This is a genomic window from Streptomyces sp. NRRL B-3229, from assembly GCF_000719505.1.
Lineage (GTDB): Bacteria > Actinomycetota > Actinomycetes > Streptomycetales > Streptomycetaceae > Streptomyces > Streptomyces griseorubiginosus.
This window is the reverse complement of the sequence record NZ_JOGP01000002.1, coordinates 407385-422440: the sequence shown is the minus strand read 5'-3', so window position 1 is coordinate 422440 and position 15056 is coordinate 407385. Positions and strand designations below refer to the sequence as shown.

14 protein-coding genes are annotated in these 15056 nt (G+C 71.7%); 7 read left to right on the top strand and 7 right to left on the bottom strand.

Annotated elements, in window-relative coordinates; translation table 11 throughout:
• The first annotated feature begins 47 nt into the window (after nt 1-47).
• Together IF54_RS0104855 and IF54_RS0104850 are read left to right on the top strand one after the other, a co-directional pair.
• Nucleotides 48-467: a Fur family transcriptional regulator gene (locus tag IF54_RS0104855; RefSeq protein WP_030314826.1), complete on the top strand. Its 420-nt coding sequence runs from the start codon at nt 48-50 to the stop codon at nt 465-467.
• A gap of 149 nt (nt 468-616) precedes the next feature.
• Nucleotides 617-3016 (top strand): M4 family metallopeptidase, encoded by a 2400-nt coding sequence (locus tag IF54_RS0104850; RefSeq protein WP_030314825.1) that lies wholly within the window; start codon nt 617-619, stop codon nt 3014-3016.
• 34 nt (nt 3017-3050) lie between these two features.
• Here IF54_RS0104850 and IF54_RS0104845 read toward each other — a convergent pair whose 3' ends face one another.
• The 3 genes from IF54_RS0104845 to IF54_RS43220 all read right to left on the bottom strand — a co-directional run bounded on the left by IF54_RS0104845 (nt 3051) and on the right by IF54_RS43220 (nt 5209).
• Entirely contained in the window at nt 3051-3899 is an 849-nt protein-coding gene (locus IF54_RS0104845) for an isoprenyl transferase (RefSeq protein ID WP_030314824.1), read from the bottom strand.
• A gap of 19 nt (nt 3900-3918) precedes the next feature.
• Nucleotides 3919-4671: a DNA repair protein RecO gene (gene recO, locus IF54_RS0104840; RefSeq protein WP_030314823.1), complete on the bottom strand. Its 753-nt coding sequence runs from the start codon at nt 4669-4671 to the stop codon at nt 3919-3921.
• A 265-nt stretch (nt 4672-4936) separates the two neighbouring features.
• Nucleotides 4937-5209 carry a hypothetical protein gene (locus IF54_RS43220; protein ID WP_078851880.1) on the bottom strand — a complete coding sequence of 91 codons (273 nt, stop codon included), beginning with the start codon at nt 5207-5209 and terminating at the stop codon, nt 4937-4939.
• Between the two features lie 299 nt (nt 5210-5508).
• Between IF54_RS43220 and IF54_RS0104830 the strand changes: the two genes are divergently transcribed.
• Both IF54_RS0104830 and bla read left to right on the top strand, forming a co-directional pair.
• Nucleotides 5509-6990 carry an alpha/beta hydrolase gene (locus IF54_RS0104830; RefSeq protein ID WP_030314822.1) on the top strand — a complete coding sequence of 494 codons (1482 nt, stop codon included), beginning with the start codon at nt 5509-5511 and terminating at the stop codon, nt 6988-6990.
• A gap of 44 nt (nt 6991-7034) precedes the next feature.
• A complete protein-coding gene (gene bla, locus IF54_RS0104825) occupies nt 7035-7964 on the top strand; it encodes a class A beta-lactamase (RefSeq protein ID WP_030314820.1) in 930 nt (309 codons plus the stop codon).
• Between the two features lie 25 nt (nt 7965-7989).
• Here bla and IF54_RS0104820 read toward each other — a convergent pair whose 3' ends face one another.
• On the bottom strand, nt 7990-8415 hold the full coding sequence (locus tag IF54_RS0104820) for a protein-tyrosine phosphatase family protein (protein WP_030314818.1): 426 nt from the start codon (nt 8413-8415) through the stop codon (nt 7990-7992).
• A gap of 81 nt (nt 8416-8496) precedes the next feature.
• Here IF54_RS0104820 and IF54_RS0104815 point away from each other — a divergent pair, with 81 nt between their 5' ends.
• The 3 genes from IF54_RS0104815 (at nt 8497) to IF54_RS0104805 (ending at nt 10977) form a co-directional block, all read left to right on the top strand.
• Entirely contained in the window at nt 8497-9024 is a 528-nt protein-coding gene (locus IF54_RS0104815; RefSeq protein ID WP_030314817.1) for a SigE family RNA polymerase sigma factor, read from the top strand.
• The gene (locus tag IF54_RS43215) at nt 9021-9947 is read left to right on the top strand and encodes a hypothetical protein (protein ID WP_030314814.1); all 927 of its coding nucleotides are present in this window, start codon (nt 9021-9023) and stop codon (nt 9945-9947) included. Before IF54_RS0104815 ends, IF54_RS43215 begins: the two co-directional genes overlap by 4 nt.
• Before the next feature lie 94 nt (nt 9948-10041).
• Nucleotides 10042-10977 carry a dihydrodipicolinate synthase family protein gene (locus IF54_RS0104805; protein WP_030314813.1) on the top strand — a complete coding sequence of 312 codons (936 nt, stop codon included), beginning with the start codon at nt 10042-10044 and terminating at the stop codon, nt 10975-10977.
• A gap of 32 nt (nt 10978-11009) precedes the next feature.
• On the opposite strand, the gene IF54_RS0104800 is transcribed toward IF54_RS0104805, so the two are convergent.
• Genes IF54_RS0104800 through IF54_RS0104790 form a run of 3 tightly spaced genes read right to left on the bottom strand, consistent with a single transcriptional unit; the run spans nt 11010 to nt 15030 of the window.
• Nucleotides 11010-11672 carry a response regulator gene (locus IF54_RS0104800; RefSeq protein WP_030314810.1) on the bottom strand — a complete coding sequence of 221 codons (663 nt, stop codon included), beginning with the start codon at nt 11670-11672 and terminating at the stop codon, nt 11010-11012.
• On the bottom strand, nt 11669-12961 hold the full coding sequence (locus IF54_RS0104795) for a sensor histidine kinase (RefSeq protein WP_030314809.1): 1293 nt from the start codon (nt 12959-12961) through the stop codon (nt 11669-11671). The genes IF54_RS0104800 and IF54_RS0104795 overlap by 4 nt, the downstream gene beginning before the upstream one ends.
• The gene (locus IF54_RS0104790) at nt 12958-15030 is read right to left on the bottom strand and encodes an MMPL family transporter (protein ID WP_030314807.1); all 2073 of its coding nucleotides are present in this window, start codon (nt 15028-15030) and stop codon (nt 12958-12960) included. The genes IF54_RS0104795 and IF54_RS0104790 overlap by 4 nt, the downstream gene beginning before the upstream one ends.
• Nucleotides 15031-15056 lie beyond the last annotated feature (26 nt).

The window sequence follows — 15056 nt, the reverse complement described above, 5'->3', positions numbered from 1 at the left end:
CCGGGCTGGCACAATGGCCCGGCAGGCGCCGAACGAAGGAGGAACCCGTGACGACCGCTGGACCGCCCGTGAAGGGCCGCGCCACCCGGCAGCGGGCCGCCGTGGCGGCGGCCCTCGACGAGGTCGACGAGTTCCGCAGCGCGCAGGAACTGCACGACATGCTCAAGCACAAGGGCGACGCGGTCGGTCTGACCACGGTCTACCGCACCCTCCAGAACCTCGCCGACGCGGGCGAGGTCGACGTCCTGCGCACCTCGGACGGCGAGTCCGTGTACCGCCGCTGCTCCTCCGGCGACCACCATCACCACCTGGTCTGCCGGGTCTGCGGCAAGGCCGTGGAGGTGGAGGGCCCGGCCGTCGAGAAGTGGGCCGACGCGATCGCCGCCGAGCACGGCTACGTCAATGTGGCGCACACCGTGGAGATCTTCGGCACCTGCGCGGACTGCGCGGCCACCGCCCAGGACTGACCGACAGGAAACTCACAGCAGAGCCGAGGGATAACCCTTGGCTCGCGCTCCTTTGCATGACATGACCCGGACAACCGTGCCACGCTCCCTCCAGCTCTCACGCAGTTCCCGCACGGCACCTCCACCCCGTCGTCGCAGTAGGAGTACGAGTGAGACCCTCCCCACGAAGATCAGCCGTCGCCGCGTCCCTGGTGGCCGCCGCGTCCCTCCTCGCCGTAGGCATCCAGACGGTGCCCGCCGCCGCGGGGCCCGCCTCCCCCCACCCGAGCCCGCTGCGCACCGGGAGCCTGGAGGCCAAGCTCTCCCCGGCCCAGCGCACGGCCCTGATCAAGAGCGCGTCCGGGAGGGCCGAGGCGACCGCCGACTCCCTCGGCCTCGGCGCCAAGGAGAAACTGGTCGTCAAGGACGTCGTCAAGGACAACGACGGCACCCTGCACACCCGTTACGAGCGCACCTACGACGGCGTGCCCGTCCTCGGCGGCGACCTGGTCGTGCACACACCCCCGGCCTCCCTGGCCGCGGGCACACTCGGCGCGACCTTCAACAACAACCGTCGTACCGTCTCGGTGAAGTCCACGACCGCCGCCTTCGGCAAGGCGGCCGCCGAGTCCAAGGCGCTGAAGACCGCCAAGGCGCTCAAGGCCGAGAGCCCCGCCGCGCAGAGCGCCCGCAAGGTGATCTGGGCCGGCTCGGGCACCCCGAAGCTCGCCTGGGAGACGGTGGTCTCCGGCTTCCAGGACGACGGCACACCCAGCAAGCTGCACGTCATCACCGACGCCACGACCGGCGCCGAACTCTCCCGCTACGAGGGCATCGAGACCGGCACCGGCAACAGCCAGTACAGCGGCACGGTCCCCCTGAGCACCACGCTGTCCGGTTCGACGTACCAGCTGTACGACACCACCCGCGGCGGCCACAAGACGTACAGCCTCAACAACGGCACCTCGGGCACCGGCACTCTGATGACCGACGCCGACGACGTCTGGGGCACGGGCTCCGGCTCCAACACCCAGACCGCCGGTGTGGACGCCCACTACGGCGCCCAGGAGACCTGGGACTTCTACAAGAACACCTTCGGCCGCAGCGGCATCAAGAACGACGGGGTCGCCGCCTACAGCCGCGTCCACTACAGCTCGGCGTACGTCAACGCCTTCTGGGACGACTCCTGCTTCTGCATGACGTACGGCGACGGCACCAGCAGCACCCACGCGCTGACCTCGCTGGACGTGGCCGGGCACGAGATGAGCCACGGCGTCACCTCCAACACGGCGGGGCTCAACTACACCGGTGAGTCGGGCGGGTTGAACGAAGCCACCTCCGACATCTTCGGCACCGGCGTGGAGTTCTACGCCAACAACTCCACCGACGTCGGTGACTACCTCATCGGCGAGAAGATCGACATCAACGGCGACGGCACCCCGCTGCGCTACATGGACAAGCCGAGCAAGGACGGCAGTTCGGCGGACAGCTGGTACTCGGGGGTCGGCAACCTCGACGTGCACTACTCGTCCGGGCCCGCCAACCACATGTTCTATCTGCTCTCCGAGGGCAGCGGCACCAAGACCATCAACGGCGTGACCTACAACAGCACGACCTCCGACGGGGTCGCCGTCGCCGGGATCGGCCGGGCCGCGGCCCTCCAGATCTGGTACAAGGCGCTGACGACGTACATGACGTCCAGCACCAACTACGCCGGCGCCCGCACCGCCGCCCTGAACGCGGCCGCCGCCCTGTACGGCACCAGCTCCACGCAGTACGCCGGGGTCGGCAACGCCTTCGCGGGCATCAACGTCGGCAGCCACATCACCGTGCCGTCGACCGGCGTGACGGTGACCAACCCGGGCAGCCAGACCAGCACGGTCGGGACGGCCGTGAGCCTCCAGATCAGCGCGAGCAGCACCAACAGCGGCGCACTGAGCTACGCGGCCTCCGGTCTGCCCGCCGGTCTGTCGATCAGCAGCTCGACCGGCGCGATCACCGGCACTCCCACCACGGCCGGGACCTACAGCACCACGGTCACGGTGACGGACAGCACGGGGGCGACGGGCACGGCGTCCTTCACCTGGACCGTGAACTCGTCCGGCGGCGGCAGCTGCACCTCGACGCAGCTGCTCGGAAACCAGGGCTTCGAGTCGGGCAACACCACCTGGACCGCGTCCAGCGGAGTGATCACCAACGCCAGCGGCCAGGCCGCCCGCACCGGCTCCTACAAGGCGTGGCTGGACGGCTACGGCTCCACCCACACCGACACGCTCTCCCAGTCGGTGACGGTCCCGAGCGGCTGCACCGGGACCACGTTCACCTTCTACCTGCACATCGACACGGCGGAGACCACCACCAGCACGCAGTACGACAAGCTGACGGTGACCGCCGGGTCGACGACCCTGGCCACGTACTCGAACCTCAACGCGGCCAGCGGTTACGTCCAGAAGTCCTTCAGCCTGGCGGCCTTCGCCGGTCAGACGGTGACGCTGAAGTTCACCGGGGTCGAGGACTCCTCGCTCCAGACGAGCTTCGTGATCGACGACACGGCGGTGACGACCAGCTGAGTCCTTCGTAGTCGGTGAAGGGCGGGTCGGAGGCTCAGGCCTCCGGGTCGCCCTTCATCGCTTCCTCCATGGCGAGCAGTTCCTCGTTCGGGACGGCCCCGCCGAAGCGGCGGTCCCGGGAGGCGAACTCGACACACGCCCGCCACAGGTCGCGGCGGTCGAAGTCGGGCCACAGGACGTCCTGGAAGACCATCTCGGCGTAGGCGCTCTGCCAGAGCAGGTAGTTGGAGGTGCGCTGCTCGCCGCTGGGCCGCAGGAACAGGTCCACGTCGGGCATGTCCGGGTAGTACAGGTACTTCGCGAGGGTCTTCTCGGTGACCTTGGACGGGTCGAGCCGGCCCGCCTTCACGTCCTCGGCGAGGGCCTGCGCGGCATCGGCGATCTCGGCGCGGCCGCCGTAGTTCATGCAGAAGTACAGGGTCAGCCTGTCGTTGTCCTTGGTCTGCTCCTGGGCGACCTGGAGTTCCTTGGCGACCGACTTCCACAGCTTGGGCATCCGGCCCACCCAGCGCACCCGGATACCGAGCTCGTCTAGCTGGTCGCGGGTCTTGCGGATGAAGTCGCGGTTGAAGTTCATCAGGAAGCGGACTTCGTCGGGTGAGCGCTTCCAGTTCTCGGTGGAGAAGGCGTAGAGCGAGATGTTCTTCACCCCGGCCTCGATCGCGCCCTGGAGCACGTCGAGGACCCGCTCGGCGCCGACCTTGTGCCCCTCGGTGCGGGGCAGCCCGCGCTCCTTCGCCCAGCGGCCGTTGCCGTCCATGACGATCGCCACGTGCTCGGGGATCAGCTCACCGGGGAGCTTGGGCGCCCGGGCGCCGGACGGGTGCGGTTCCGGCGTCCGGTACTCGCGGCGCTGACGACCGAGGATCCCGCGTACGACCATGGTGGTTCTCGTCTCCCTCTCAGGGTTGCTTCTCTACGTAGCGCAGGGATCTCAGCCCGCGCTCCAGATGCCAGTGCAGGTAGGCGGACACCAGGCCGCTGCCCTCCCGGACGTACCGCGGTTCGCTCGTGTCCGCGGTCTCCCAGTCTCCCGTAAGCAGCGCGGCGAGGAGTTCCAGGGTCTGTGGTGAGGGTACGACGCTGCCGGGCACCCGGCAGTCCACGCAGACGGAGCCTCCGGCGGCCACCGAGAAGAAGCGGTTCGGGCCGGACATCCCGCACTTCGCGCAGTCGCTGAAGCTGGGTGCGTAGCCGTTCACCGCGAGCGAGCGCAGCAGGAAGGCGTCGAGGACGAGGTGCGGGGCGTGCTCACCCCGGGCGAGGGTCCTGAGGGCCCCCACGAGCAGCAGGTACTGCTGGACGGCGGGCTCGCCCTCGTGGTCGGTGAAGCGCTCGGCGGTCTCCAGCATGGCCGTCCCGGCGGTGTACCGGGCGTAGTCGGAGACGATCCCGCCGCCGTACGGCGCGATGGTCTCGCTCTGGGTGCACAGCGGCAGCCCGCGGCCCACCAGCTCGCTCCCGCGCGCGAAGAACTGCACGTCGACGTGGGAGAAGGGTTCGAGCCGGGCGCCGAACTTGGACTTGGTGCGCCGCACCCCGCGGGCCACGGCCCGCACCCGCCCGTGCCCCCGGGTGAGGAGGGTGATGATCCGGTCCGCTTCCCCGAGCTTCTGGGTGCGCAGGACGATCCCGTCGTCCCGGAAGAGACTCATCGCCCACCCCCGTGGGCGCCGATCCGGTCCGCCTCAGCCGGCGTCCGGGTGCGCAGCGCGATGGCGTCGTCGCGGAACAGATGCATGCCCCCATTCTCGCCCACCCGGAACCCTGCCGGCCGCGGTCGGGTACAACGGCTCCCAGACCTGACGCGCCGGCTCGGCCGAGTTCACCTCCTGATCCGCCAGGCCGTCGCGATCGTGGAAATGGGGAAAATCTCGTTCGGCGACCCCGAGCAGCGCGTGCTGCGACCGCCCAGGGATCTCATGCTCGCGGATCTGTGCGAGGCACTCGAGAAGGGGATCCCGGTGACCTGTGTCCCCCGGATTCCCCGCCTTTACGAGGGGCGGATTCCGGAGTGGCCGGTGCGGTGACCGTGGGCTGCTCGACCGAGGTGGCTTCCCGCACCGCGTCCGGCGCCGCGTCCCATTCCCTGCCGCCGCCGTACGGTCTGAGCTGGACGTACGGCCCCTCGTGCCCCATCACGACGCCGACCTTCCCGGTCCGGGTGTCCACGACGTACGAACCCACGGGCATTTTCGCCACCGATTACCTCCAGACTCCGATTACACGGAACTCCCCCGCCTTTTCGGGTTTCACTCCTCCTTTCTCACGGTCGGATTATTTGCCTGCGCCACCGTGTTCGAGCAGGCTTTTCGAAAACCCCGGCCGAATATCCCGCGGCGGATCGCCGACCTTCCACGCGACCGGGGGTAAACCCCCCGGAGAACCCGGGAGTTGACCGGATGGGGCGCCGACGCGCGGTCCGCGAGGCTCCTCGTATGAAGCAGATGAAGCAGAGGACGCACAGGACTCAGAGGACGCAGAGGACGCGGATGCAGCCGGTGGCGAAGAGCCTCACCCTGATCGCCGCCGCCTCCGGTGTCGTGCTCGGTGTCATGGCCCCGCTGTCCGCCTCGGCGGCCCCCGGGCCCCTGGCGCTGGAATGGACCAAGTGCGAGGGCAGCGGCCTCGATTCGCGCCAGCGGTGCGCGACTGTCGCCGTGCCCATGGACTACGCCGACCCGAACGGCCCGAAGATCGAGATCGCCGTCTCCCGCATCCCCAGCGAGAAGCCGGCCGCCCGGCGCGGTGCCCTGCTGCTGGTCCCCGGCGGACCCGGCGGCGACAGCATGAACGACCCCTCCGAGAAGGGGCAGCGACTGCCGAAGAAGGTCCGCGAGGCCTATGACCTCATCGGGTTCGCACCCCGCGGGATGGCACCCTCGACCGCCGTCGACTGCGGTCTCGAACACCGGGACCTGGCCCGGACGACCCTGCTGCCCTGGCCCGCGGCGGACGGCTCCGTCGACGCGAACATGGCCGCGGGCAAGCGCCTGGCCGGGGCCTGCGCCCGCAACGGCGGCGAACTGATCCGGCACATCAGCACCCTCAACGAGGCACGCGACCTCGACCGCGTCCGGGTGGCGCTCGGCGAGCGCGAGGTGTCGCTGTGGGGCGTGTCGTACGGCACCTATGTCGCCGACGCCTACCTCCAGCTGTTCCCGCACCGCACCGACCGGGTCGTCCTGGACAGCAACGACAACCCGGACCCCGTGCTCGCGGAGCGCGCCTGGCTCGCCGCGTTCGAGCGGGGCGCCGAGGACAACTTCCCGGAGTTCGCCAAGTGGGCCTCCGCGCCCGGCAATCCGGACCGCCTCGCCGACACGGCCGCCGAGGTGCGCCCCCTGTTCCTGGAGCTCGCCGCCCGTCTCGACCGCGAGCCGATCCCCTGGCCGGGCGCCAACCCGGAGGAGCTGAACGGCAACGTCCTGCGCCAGACGATGCTCGACTCCTTCTACGACCCGGACGACTACCCGGCGCTGGCCCGGCTGATCCGCGCCGCACGCCAGGGCACGCTGCCGGCCGCCCCCGCCGGGCCGCCCGAGGCCGTCCTCCAGAACGTCACCGCCGTCGCCGCGGCCACCATCTGCAACGACGTCGACTGGCCGAGCGACCCGGCCGCCTACCGCCGGGACGTGGCGAGGAGCCGTGCCGCGTTCCCGCTGACCGGGGGCATGCCGAGGAACGCCATGCCGTGCACCGCCTGGCCGTGGGAGCCGAAGGAGGCACCGGTGCACGTCACCGACCGGGGCCCCGCCAACATCCTGATGGTGCAGAACGAACGGGATCCCGCCACCCCGCTCAGCGGCGCCCTGAGGCTCCGCGAGGCCCTCGGCCGGCGGGCCGTGATGGTCGTCAACGACTCCACCGGCCATGACGCCTACCTCGGCAACGGCACCTCGTGCGGCGACGCGACGGTGTCCCGTTTCCTGGCCACGGGGGTGCGCCCGTCCCGGGACACCTACTGCCGCTGAGGGTTCGGGGCCGTGCAACCAAGGGATGGCGGTCGGCGTCGGTCATGAGAGAGATCGACATCTGTCCCCATACGAAGGAGAGCGAGATCTTGGGCTCCGGAAAGCTGTCCCGCCGCACGCTCCTGGCCGCCGGTACAGCCACGTTCCTGACCACCGCGACCACGCCGGCCGCCCGTGCCGCCGACGACGTCGCCGCCCGTCTGCGCGCACTGGAGCAGCGCTACGACGCCCGGCTCGGCGTCTTCGCCCACCGCCTGTCGACCGGGCGGTCCGTCCGCTTCCGCGCCGACGAGCTCTTCCCGATGTGCTCGCTGTTCAAGACCCTCGCCGCCGCGGCCGTCCTGCGCGACCTGGACCGGCACGGGGAGGTGCTCGCCCGCCGGATCCACTACACCGAGGCCGACCTGGTGCAGCCTGGCTCCGACCAGACGGCGGCCCATCTCGCCGAGGGCATGACGATCGCCGAGCTCGCCGAGGTGGCCATCACCCACAGCGACAACACGGCCGGCAACCTCCTCCTGCGCGAGCTCGGCGGCCCCACCGCGATCACCCGCTTCGCCCGCTCCCTCGGCGACCGGACGACCCGCCTGGACCGCTGGGAGCCCGAGCTCAACACCGCCGAGCCGTGGCGGCTGACGGACACGACGAGCCCGTACGCCATCGGCCGCACCTACGGCCGGCTGGTTCTCGGCGACGCCCTGGACCGACGGGACCGGCGGCTGCTCACGCACTGGCTGCTGTCCAACACGACCAGCGTCGACCGCTTCCACGCGGGTCTGCCTGCGTCGTGGACGATCGCCGACAAGACGGGCAGCGGCTCCTACGGCACCGCGAACGACGTGGGTGTCGTGTGGACCGAGAAGGGCGACCCGATCGTCCTGTCCGTCCTGTCGACGATGCCCGAGCCGGACGCCGTACGGGACGACGCCCTGGTCGCGGACGCGGCCGCGGTGGTCGCCGGCGCCCTGGGCTGACGGCTCCGGAAGCGTCGAAGAGCGTTCAGAAGCGTCGCACGTACCGGCGCTGCCACGGGGTCTCCACCGCCCGCCGGTCGTAGTGCGACCGGACGTACGCCACGGCCTCCGCGGCGGGCACCCCGTCCAGGACCGCCAGACATGCGAGGGCCGTTCCGGTGCGGCCCCTGCCTCCCCCGCACGCGAGCTCCACCCGCTCGCCGGCCGCCCGCCGCCAGACCTCGGTGAGCACCGCGCGAGCCTCCGCACGGTCCGCGGGCAGCCGGAAGTCCGGCCAGCGCAGCCAGAGCGACTCCCAGGGGAGCTCGGGAGGTGTCCCGCCGAGCAGATAGACGCCGTACGACGGGGTCGGCGCGGCCTGATCCAGCGGGTACCGCAGGCCACGGCCCCGCACCAGACGCCCCGACGGCAACCGGAGGACGCCCGGCGCCTGTTCGTCCCACCCGTTCATGGAGACATTCGAACCCGCCGCCGTCGCACAGGCAACCGAATCCGCTCGCCTTGTGGTCTGAGGGGCGAGGGAGGGTGCTTGATGCAGGCCGAACAAGAGGATCGGTTCCAGGAATTCGTCAGAGCGAGATGGTCGCACCTCGTGCGGACCGCGTATCTGCTCACCGGCGACGCACACCATGCCGAGGATCTGACGCAGACGGCGCTGGCGAAGGCGTACCGCTCCTGGCGGCGCGTGTCGGGCAGCGACAACCCGGAGGCGTACGTCCGGCGGATGCTCGTCACGTGCAACAGCGACCGCTTCCGCAAGCGGCGGGTCAAGGAGTCGCTGACGGACGCGCCACCGGAGCGGGCGGGCCGGGAGGAGGCCGTGGCCCGGGTCGACGAACGCGGGGCGCTGATGGCCGCTCTGGCCCAACTGCCGCCCCGGCAGCGGGCCGTGGTCGTCATGCGCTACTGGGAGGACCTGTCGGAGGCGGAGGTCGCCGAGGTGCTCGGCTGCTCGCAGGGCACGGTCAAGAGCCAGGCTTCCAAGGGACTGGCGAAGTTGCGTACGTATCCGGGGCTCGCGCAGGTCGTGGACCGCGCCCCGCAGGGAGGCACGAGATGAGCGAGATGAGCGAAGGGGAGCGGGACTTCGAGGAGCAACTGCGGGAGCTGCTCAGCGAGGACGCCTACACGATCCGGCCCTCGTCGGTGCCTTACCCGCAGATCCGCCGCCAGGGCGTGGCCGAGCGGCGCCGGCGGCTGGTGCTGGCCGGGGCGGCCCTGGTGACGCTGGCCGCGGTGCCGGTGGCGGCGATCACGCTGGACGGCTCGGGAGCGGCGGCGGAGCAGTCGACACCCGCCGCGGCGTCCGCGAGCCCCACGGCCGCGTCCACGCCCTCCCCCACGCCGTCCCCGACCCACACGGGACCGGCGGGACCGGCGACGGCGGGACAGCTGCGGGACGGGATCACGCTGGAGCAGGCCGTGGACGGGCTGGACAAGTGCCTCGCGTACAACCGGGAGACCACGGAGGCGGGGTCACACAGCCCGGACCTCGGCAAGGCCCAGGAGTACCGGATCATCCTGGCGCTGAACAGCACCGGTGACTCCAACGCGCCCGGTGACGGCATCTGGGTGGTCGCCGTGAAGGAACAGCCGACGCAGACACGGCTGATGTGCAACCTCAAGGACGGCAAAGCCGTCGGCGCCAACATCAGCACCGGCAGCGACCGCCTGCCGGACTCCCCGCCCGTGCTGGCCGACATCAACAGCGGCAAGCTCTACCAGCAGTCCTTCCTCGACAAGGGCCACTGGAAGCTGCCGTTCGGCTGGGGCCTCATCGGCACGGTCGAACCCACGGTGGCCAAGGTGACCGTCTCCTACGGCGACTCCGGCAGTCAGGCCGTCCTCGACCACGGCTGGTTCGTCGCCGGGGGCACCCTGAACGAACAGGTCATCAGGAACCCGCACGTCAAGGGCTACGACAGGAACGGCAAGCTGATCTACGACTCCGACACGGACAAGTCGTACCAGCAGGTGCAGTAGCAGGACGGCCCAGGACCGGGGGCGCCGTACAGGGGTCGGCGCCCCCTCGTCCTGTGCGGGAAGATCGGTGGACGGCCGATCCCGAGGAGCCCCGATGACCTTTCCCGCCCCGCTGACCGGTGTCGTCCCGCCCGTCTGCACGCCTCTGACACCGGACCGCGAGGTGGACGTGCCCTCGCTGCTCGCGCTCGTCGACCATCTGGTCGCGGGCGGGGTGCACGGACTGTTCGTGCTCGGCACCTCGTCGGAGGCGGCCTTCCTGACCGACGCGCAGCGCAGGCTGGTGGTGGAGACGGTGACCGGGCATGTCGGAGGGCAACTCCCGGTGCTGGGCGGGGTGATCGACATGACGACGGCCCGGGTCCTGGACCATGTGCGGGCGGTCACCGCGGCGGGCGCCGACGCGGTCGTCGTCACGGCCCCCTTCTACACCCGCACCCACCCGGCGGAGATCGCCCGCCACTACCGGCTGGTCGCGGCGGGCAGCCCGGTCCCCGTCCTCGCCTACGACCTGCCGACGGGCGTGCACACCAAGCTTCCCGCGGACCTCGTCCTGGACCTGGCCGCCGAGGGCGTCCTGGCCGGGCTGAAGGACTCCAGCGGTGACCTCGCGGGCTTCCGTACGGTCGCATCCGGTGCCCGCGGCCGCTCCGACATCACCGGCTTCAGCGTACTGACCGGCTCCGAGGCCTTCGTCGACGCGGCCCTCGCGGTGGGCGCGGACGGGGCGGTGCCCGGTCTCGCCAACGTCGATCCCGAGGGGTACGTCCGTCTCGACCGGCTGTTCCGCGCCGGTGACCTGGAGGGGGCGCGGGCCGAACAGGAGCGGCTGTGCGCCCTGTTCGGCATGGTGGGCGTGGGCGACCCGGCCCGGATGGGCGCGTCCTCGTCGGCGCTGGGCGCCTTCAAGGCGGCGCTGCACCTGCGTGGCGTGATCGCGTGCCCGGCGACGGCGGAGCCGCAGGTGCCGTTGTCCGAGGACGAGGTGGAGCGGGTGGGCAGGTTCCTGACGGAGGCGGGACTGCTGTAGAGCGCGCCGGACCGCCCCGGAGCTCCGGTCCGTCACCGCGTCCCCGGCGTCACCATCCCCGACTCGTAGGCCACGATGACCAGTTGGGCCCGGTCCCGGGCCCCCAGCTTGCCCATGATCCGGCTGACGTGTGTCTTCGCGGTGAGGGGGCTGAGGCCCAACGCCTCGGCGATCTCGGTGTTGTTGAGACCCCGTGCGACCAGGGCCAGCACTTCGCGCTCCCGGTCGGAGAGGCACTCGGGGCCGCCCGTCGCGGCCGGTGAGGGGCTGCGCAGGAACCGCTCGATCAGACGGGCCGTGGGCCCCGGGGAGAGCAGCGCCTCACCGGCCGCCACCGTCCTGATCGCGTCGAGGAGTTCGGCGGGCCGGGTGTCCTTCACCAGGAATCCGGAGGCCCCCGCCCGCAGCGCCTCGACGATGTTCTCGTCGGTGTCGTAGGTGGTCAGGACCAGCACCCGCACTCCAACGAGCGTCTCGTCGCCGGCGATGAGCCGGGTCGCCTCGATGCCGTCCAGGTCGGGCATGCGGATGTCCATCACCACCAGGTCGGGCCGGACCTCGCGGGCCGCGCCGACGGCCTCCCGCCCGCTGGCCGCCTCCCCGACGACCTCCATGTCCCGCGCCGACGCGACGAGCATGGCGAACGCGGCCCGCACCAGGGTCTGGTCGTCGGCGAGCAGCACGCGGATGGTCATACGGTTCCCTCCCCCAGGGTGAGCGGCAGCGCCGCCGTCACCTCGAAGCCGCCGTCCGGCCGTGGTCCGGCGTCGAGTGTGCCACCCACGCTGCGGGCCCGCTCCCGCATGCCGAGCAGTCCGAAACCGGGGGTGCCGCCGGGGAGGGGCCCGGTGCCGTCGTCGGTCACCGACACCCGCAGGGCACCGGGTTCGTCGTACAGCCGCAGCCGTACGGCGGGCCGGGGGCCGGCGTGCCGGACCGCGTTGGTGAGGGCCTCCTGGACGATCCGGTAGGCGGCGGCGCCGACCGCGGGCGGCGGGTCGGCGCGGACGCGCAGGTCCTGGTCGACGCGGGCGCCCGCGAGCCGGGCGGCGGCGACGAGGTCGGGCAGGCCGTCGAGGCCGGGCAGCGGGCCGCGGGCGTCGGGACCGTCGTGCTCGCGCAGCACCTCCAGGGTGGTGCGGAGTTCACCGCGCGCGGTGCGGCAGGTCTCGGTGATGTCGTCGAGGGCCTTGGCGACCGTCTCCCGGTCGAGGCGCTCGGGGTCGGCGGCCAGGACGTGGGAGGCGACGGAGGTCTGCACGCCGATCAGGGTGATGCTGTGGGCGAGCAGGTCGTGCAGGTCGCGGGCGATGCGCAGGCGTTCCTCGGCGACCCGGCGGCGGGCCTCCTCCTCGCGGGTCCGTTCGGCACGGACGGCCCGCTCGACGATGGAGGCCACGTACTGGCGGTAGTAGCGCACGTCGATGCCGCAGAACAGGACGGCGATGATCCAGCCGGAGGTCCGCAGCAGTTCGAGGGCCTGATGGGTGCTGATGGTGAGCATGACGCTCGCGGCGAGGGCGACGACGGTGACGCCCGTCAGGACCGTGCGCAGCGGGCGGCCGGTGACGGCGACCGTGTAGAGGGCGACGTAGGCGACCGGGGTGGGCGGGAAGTGGTTGTAGTCGAGGGCGTGGTAGGGCGTGATCAGCACCACCACCGCGGCCAGTACGAGCATCGGGCGGCGCCGCCGCCACACGATCGGCACATGGCTCGCCATCAGCAGCGTCCACCCGACAACGTCCGGGTTGCGGGCCTCGTGGGTGAAGTGCGCGGCGCACACGGCCACACCCGCCAGCACGACGGCGAGCAGTGCGTCGTTGCGGGTGCCGTGCGGGGCGGTCCGCGGGTCGCGGTTGACGGCCGCCATGATCCGCTCGCCCAGCCGGGGTCTCGTGGTCTCCTGCACGGTGTCATCTTCCGGGACGTCGGGGCGGAGGGCGCCCTTCCGGGAGGGAAGGGCGCCCTGGAGTGACCTCGTCACACGCGTTCCGGCTGGGGTTCGTTCCGGACCGGCGGCTCGGGCGCCCGGGACAGCGGGCCCGGCCACCACACCGTGCGCCGCAGTGCGACGGCCGCGCTGGTGACGAGGTAGGTCCGCACGAGGAAGGTGTCGAGGAGCACGCCCACCGCGATCACGAAGCCCAGCTCGACGAGTTGGACCAGCGGCATGTTGGTGAGCACCGCGAAGGTGGCCGCGAGGACGAGTCCGGCGGAGGCGATGACCCCGCCCGTGGTCCGCAGCGCGGTGAGCGCCGCGGTGACCGGTTCGGCGCCGGCCAGGGACTCCTCGCGCATGCGGTGCATCAGGAAGATGCCGTAGTCGACGCCGAGGGCGACCAGGAACACGAAGGACAGCAGCCCGAGTCCGGGATCGGTGCCCTCGAACCCGAACACCGGCCCGAAGACCAGCCCCCCGATGCCGAGGGCGGCGCCCCACACGGCGACCACCGCGGCCACGAGAATCAGCGGCGCGACGAGGGACCGCAGCAGGGCGATCAGGATCAGCAGCACGGAGACGAGGACGATCGGCACGACGATCTTCCGGTCCCGGCTGTTGGTGTCCTTCAGGTCGAGCTGCTCGGCACTGGGCCCGCCGACGTAGGAGCCGTCGAGCCGGTCCCGCAGGGCCTTGATGGTCGCGGTCTCCCCGGCGGACTCGGGGGCGTTCACTGCGGTGACGGAGATCTCGGTCCAGCCGTCCCCGGTGCGTCCCTGCCGCGCGCTGTCGACGCCCTGGGTGCCGCGGATCGCGGCGAGGGTGGCGTCGGTGCGGTCGGCCGGGGTGATGACGGCGATGGGCTGGGTGCCCTGCTCCGGGTAGGCCGCGGCGAGCGTCTCCATCGCGGCGACGGCGTCCGGCCTGCTGGTGAACGAGTCCTCCTGCTTGAGGCTGCCGGGCAGGTTCAGCACGCCCAGCGCGAGCGCCCCGAGGAGCACGGCCCCGCCGGCCAGCACGGTGAGGGGCCGCCGCCCGGCCGAGCTGCCCATCGCGGCGAACAGCGACCGGCGGGCCTTGGGGGTGCTGCCGTAGCGGGGCACCAGCGGCCAGAACACCCGGCGGCCGAGCAGCACGAGGACCGCGGGCAGCAGCGTCATCATCGCGGCGAGCGCGGTCAGTACCCCGACCGTGCCCAGCGGACCCATTCCTCGGCTGCTGTTCAGGTCGGCGGCGAGCAGGCACAGCAGACCCGCGGCGACGGTCCCGGAGGAGGCGATCACGGCGGGCCCGCAGCCCCTGAGCGCGGCGACCATGGCGTCGTACGGCCGCTCGATGCGCCGTAGCTCCTCCCGGTACCGGGAGACGAGCAGCAGCGCGTAGTCGGTGCCGGCGCCGAACACCAGGATGGTCATGATGCCGGCGCTCTGGCCGGTGACGGAGGTCCCGAACCCCTGGTTGAGCCCGTAGGCCACCCCGCGCGCGAGGTACTCCGAGGTGCCCGCGACCGCGAGCGGCACCAGCCACAGGAACGGGCTGCGGTAGATGACGATGAGCAGCAGGGCGACGACGGCGGCCGTGGTGTAGAGCAGCGGCCCGCCGAGCGCGTCGTAGACCTCGGAGGCGTCGGTGCCGAACGCGGCCTCACCGCCGACCTCGACGGTGAGCCCCTCCTCGCTCTTCGCGATGTCCCGCACGTCGTTGACGAGCAGGTCGCGGGCCTTCTCGTCCGAGCCCGGCTCGGTGCTGGAGACGGGATACAGCACGGTGCTCCCGTCCTTGGACGGAATGCCCCGCGGCTCGGCGGTGAGCCGGTGCGCGTCGGCGATCCGCCCGATCTGCCGGGCGGCGGTGGCCCGGTCGGCGGCCGTCAGTCCGCCGTCCCGGTGGTAGACGACGACCATCTCGGTGGCCTCGCCCCCGGGCAGCCGCTCCTGGACCTTCGCGACCTGCGTCGAGTCGGCGCTCGCCGGCAGATAGTCCACGGCCCGGTCCCGCTGCACGTCGGCGAGCTTGGCGGCGAACGGCGACACGGCCACCAGGACGACGATCCACAGCCCCAGCACCAGCCAGGGCACGGCCCGCCGCCGCGCGTTCTTGTCTACGGCCCCCATCAACGGGCCTCCCTCCGGTCGGACGT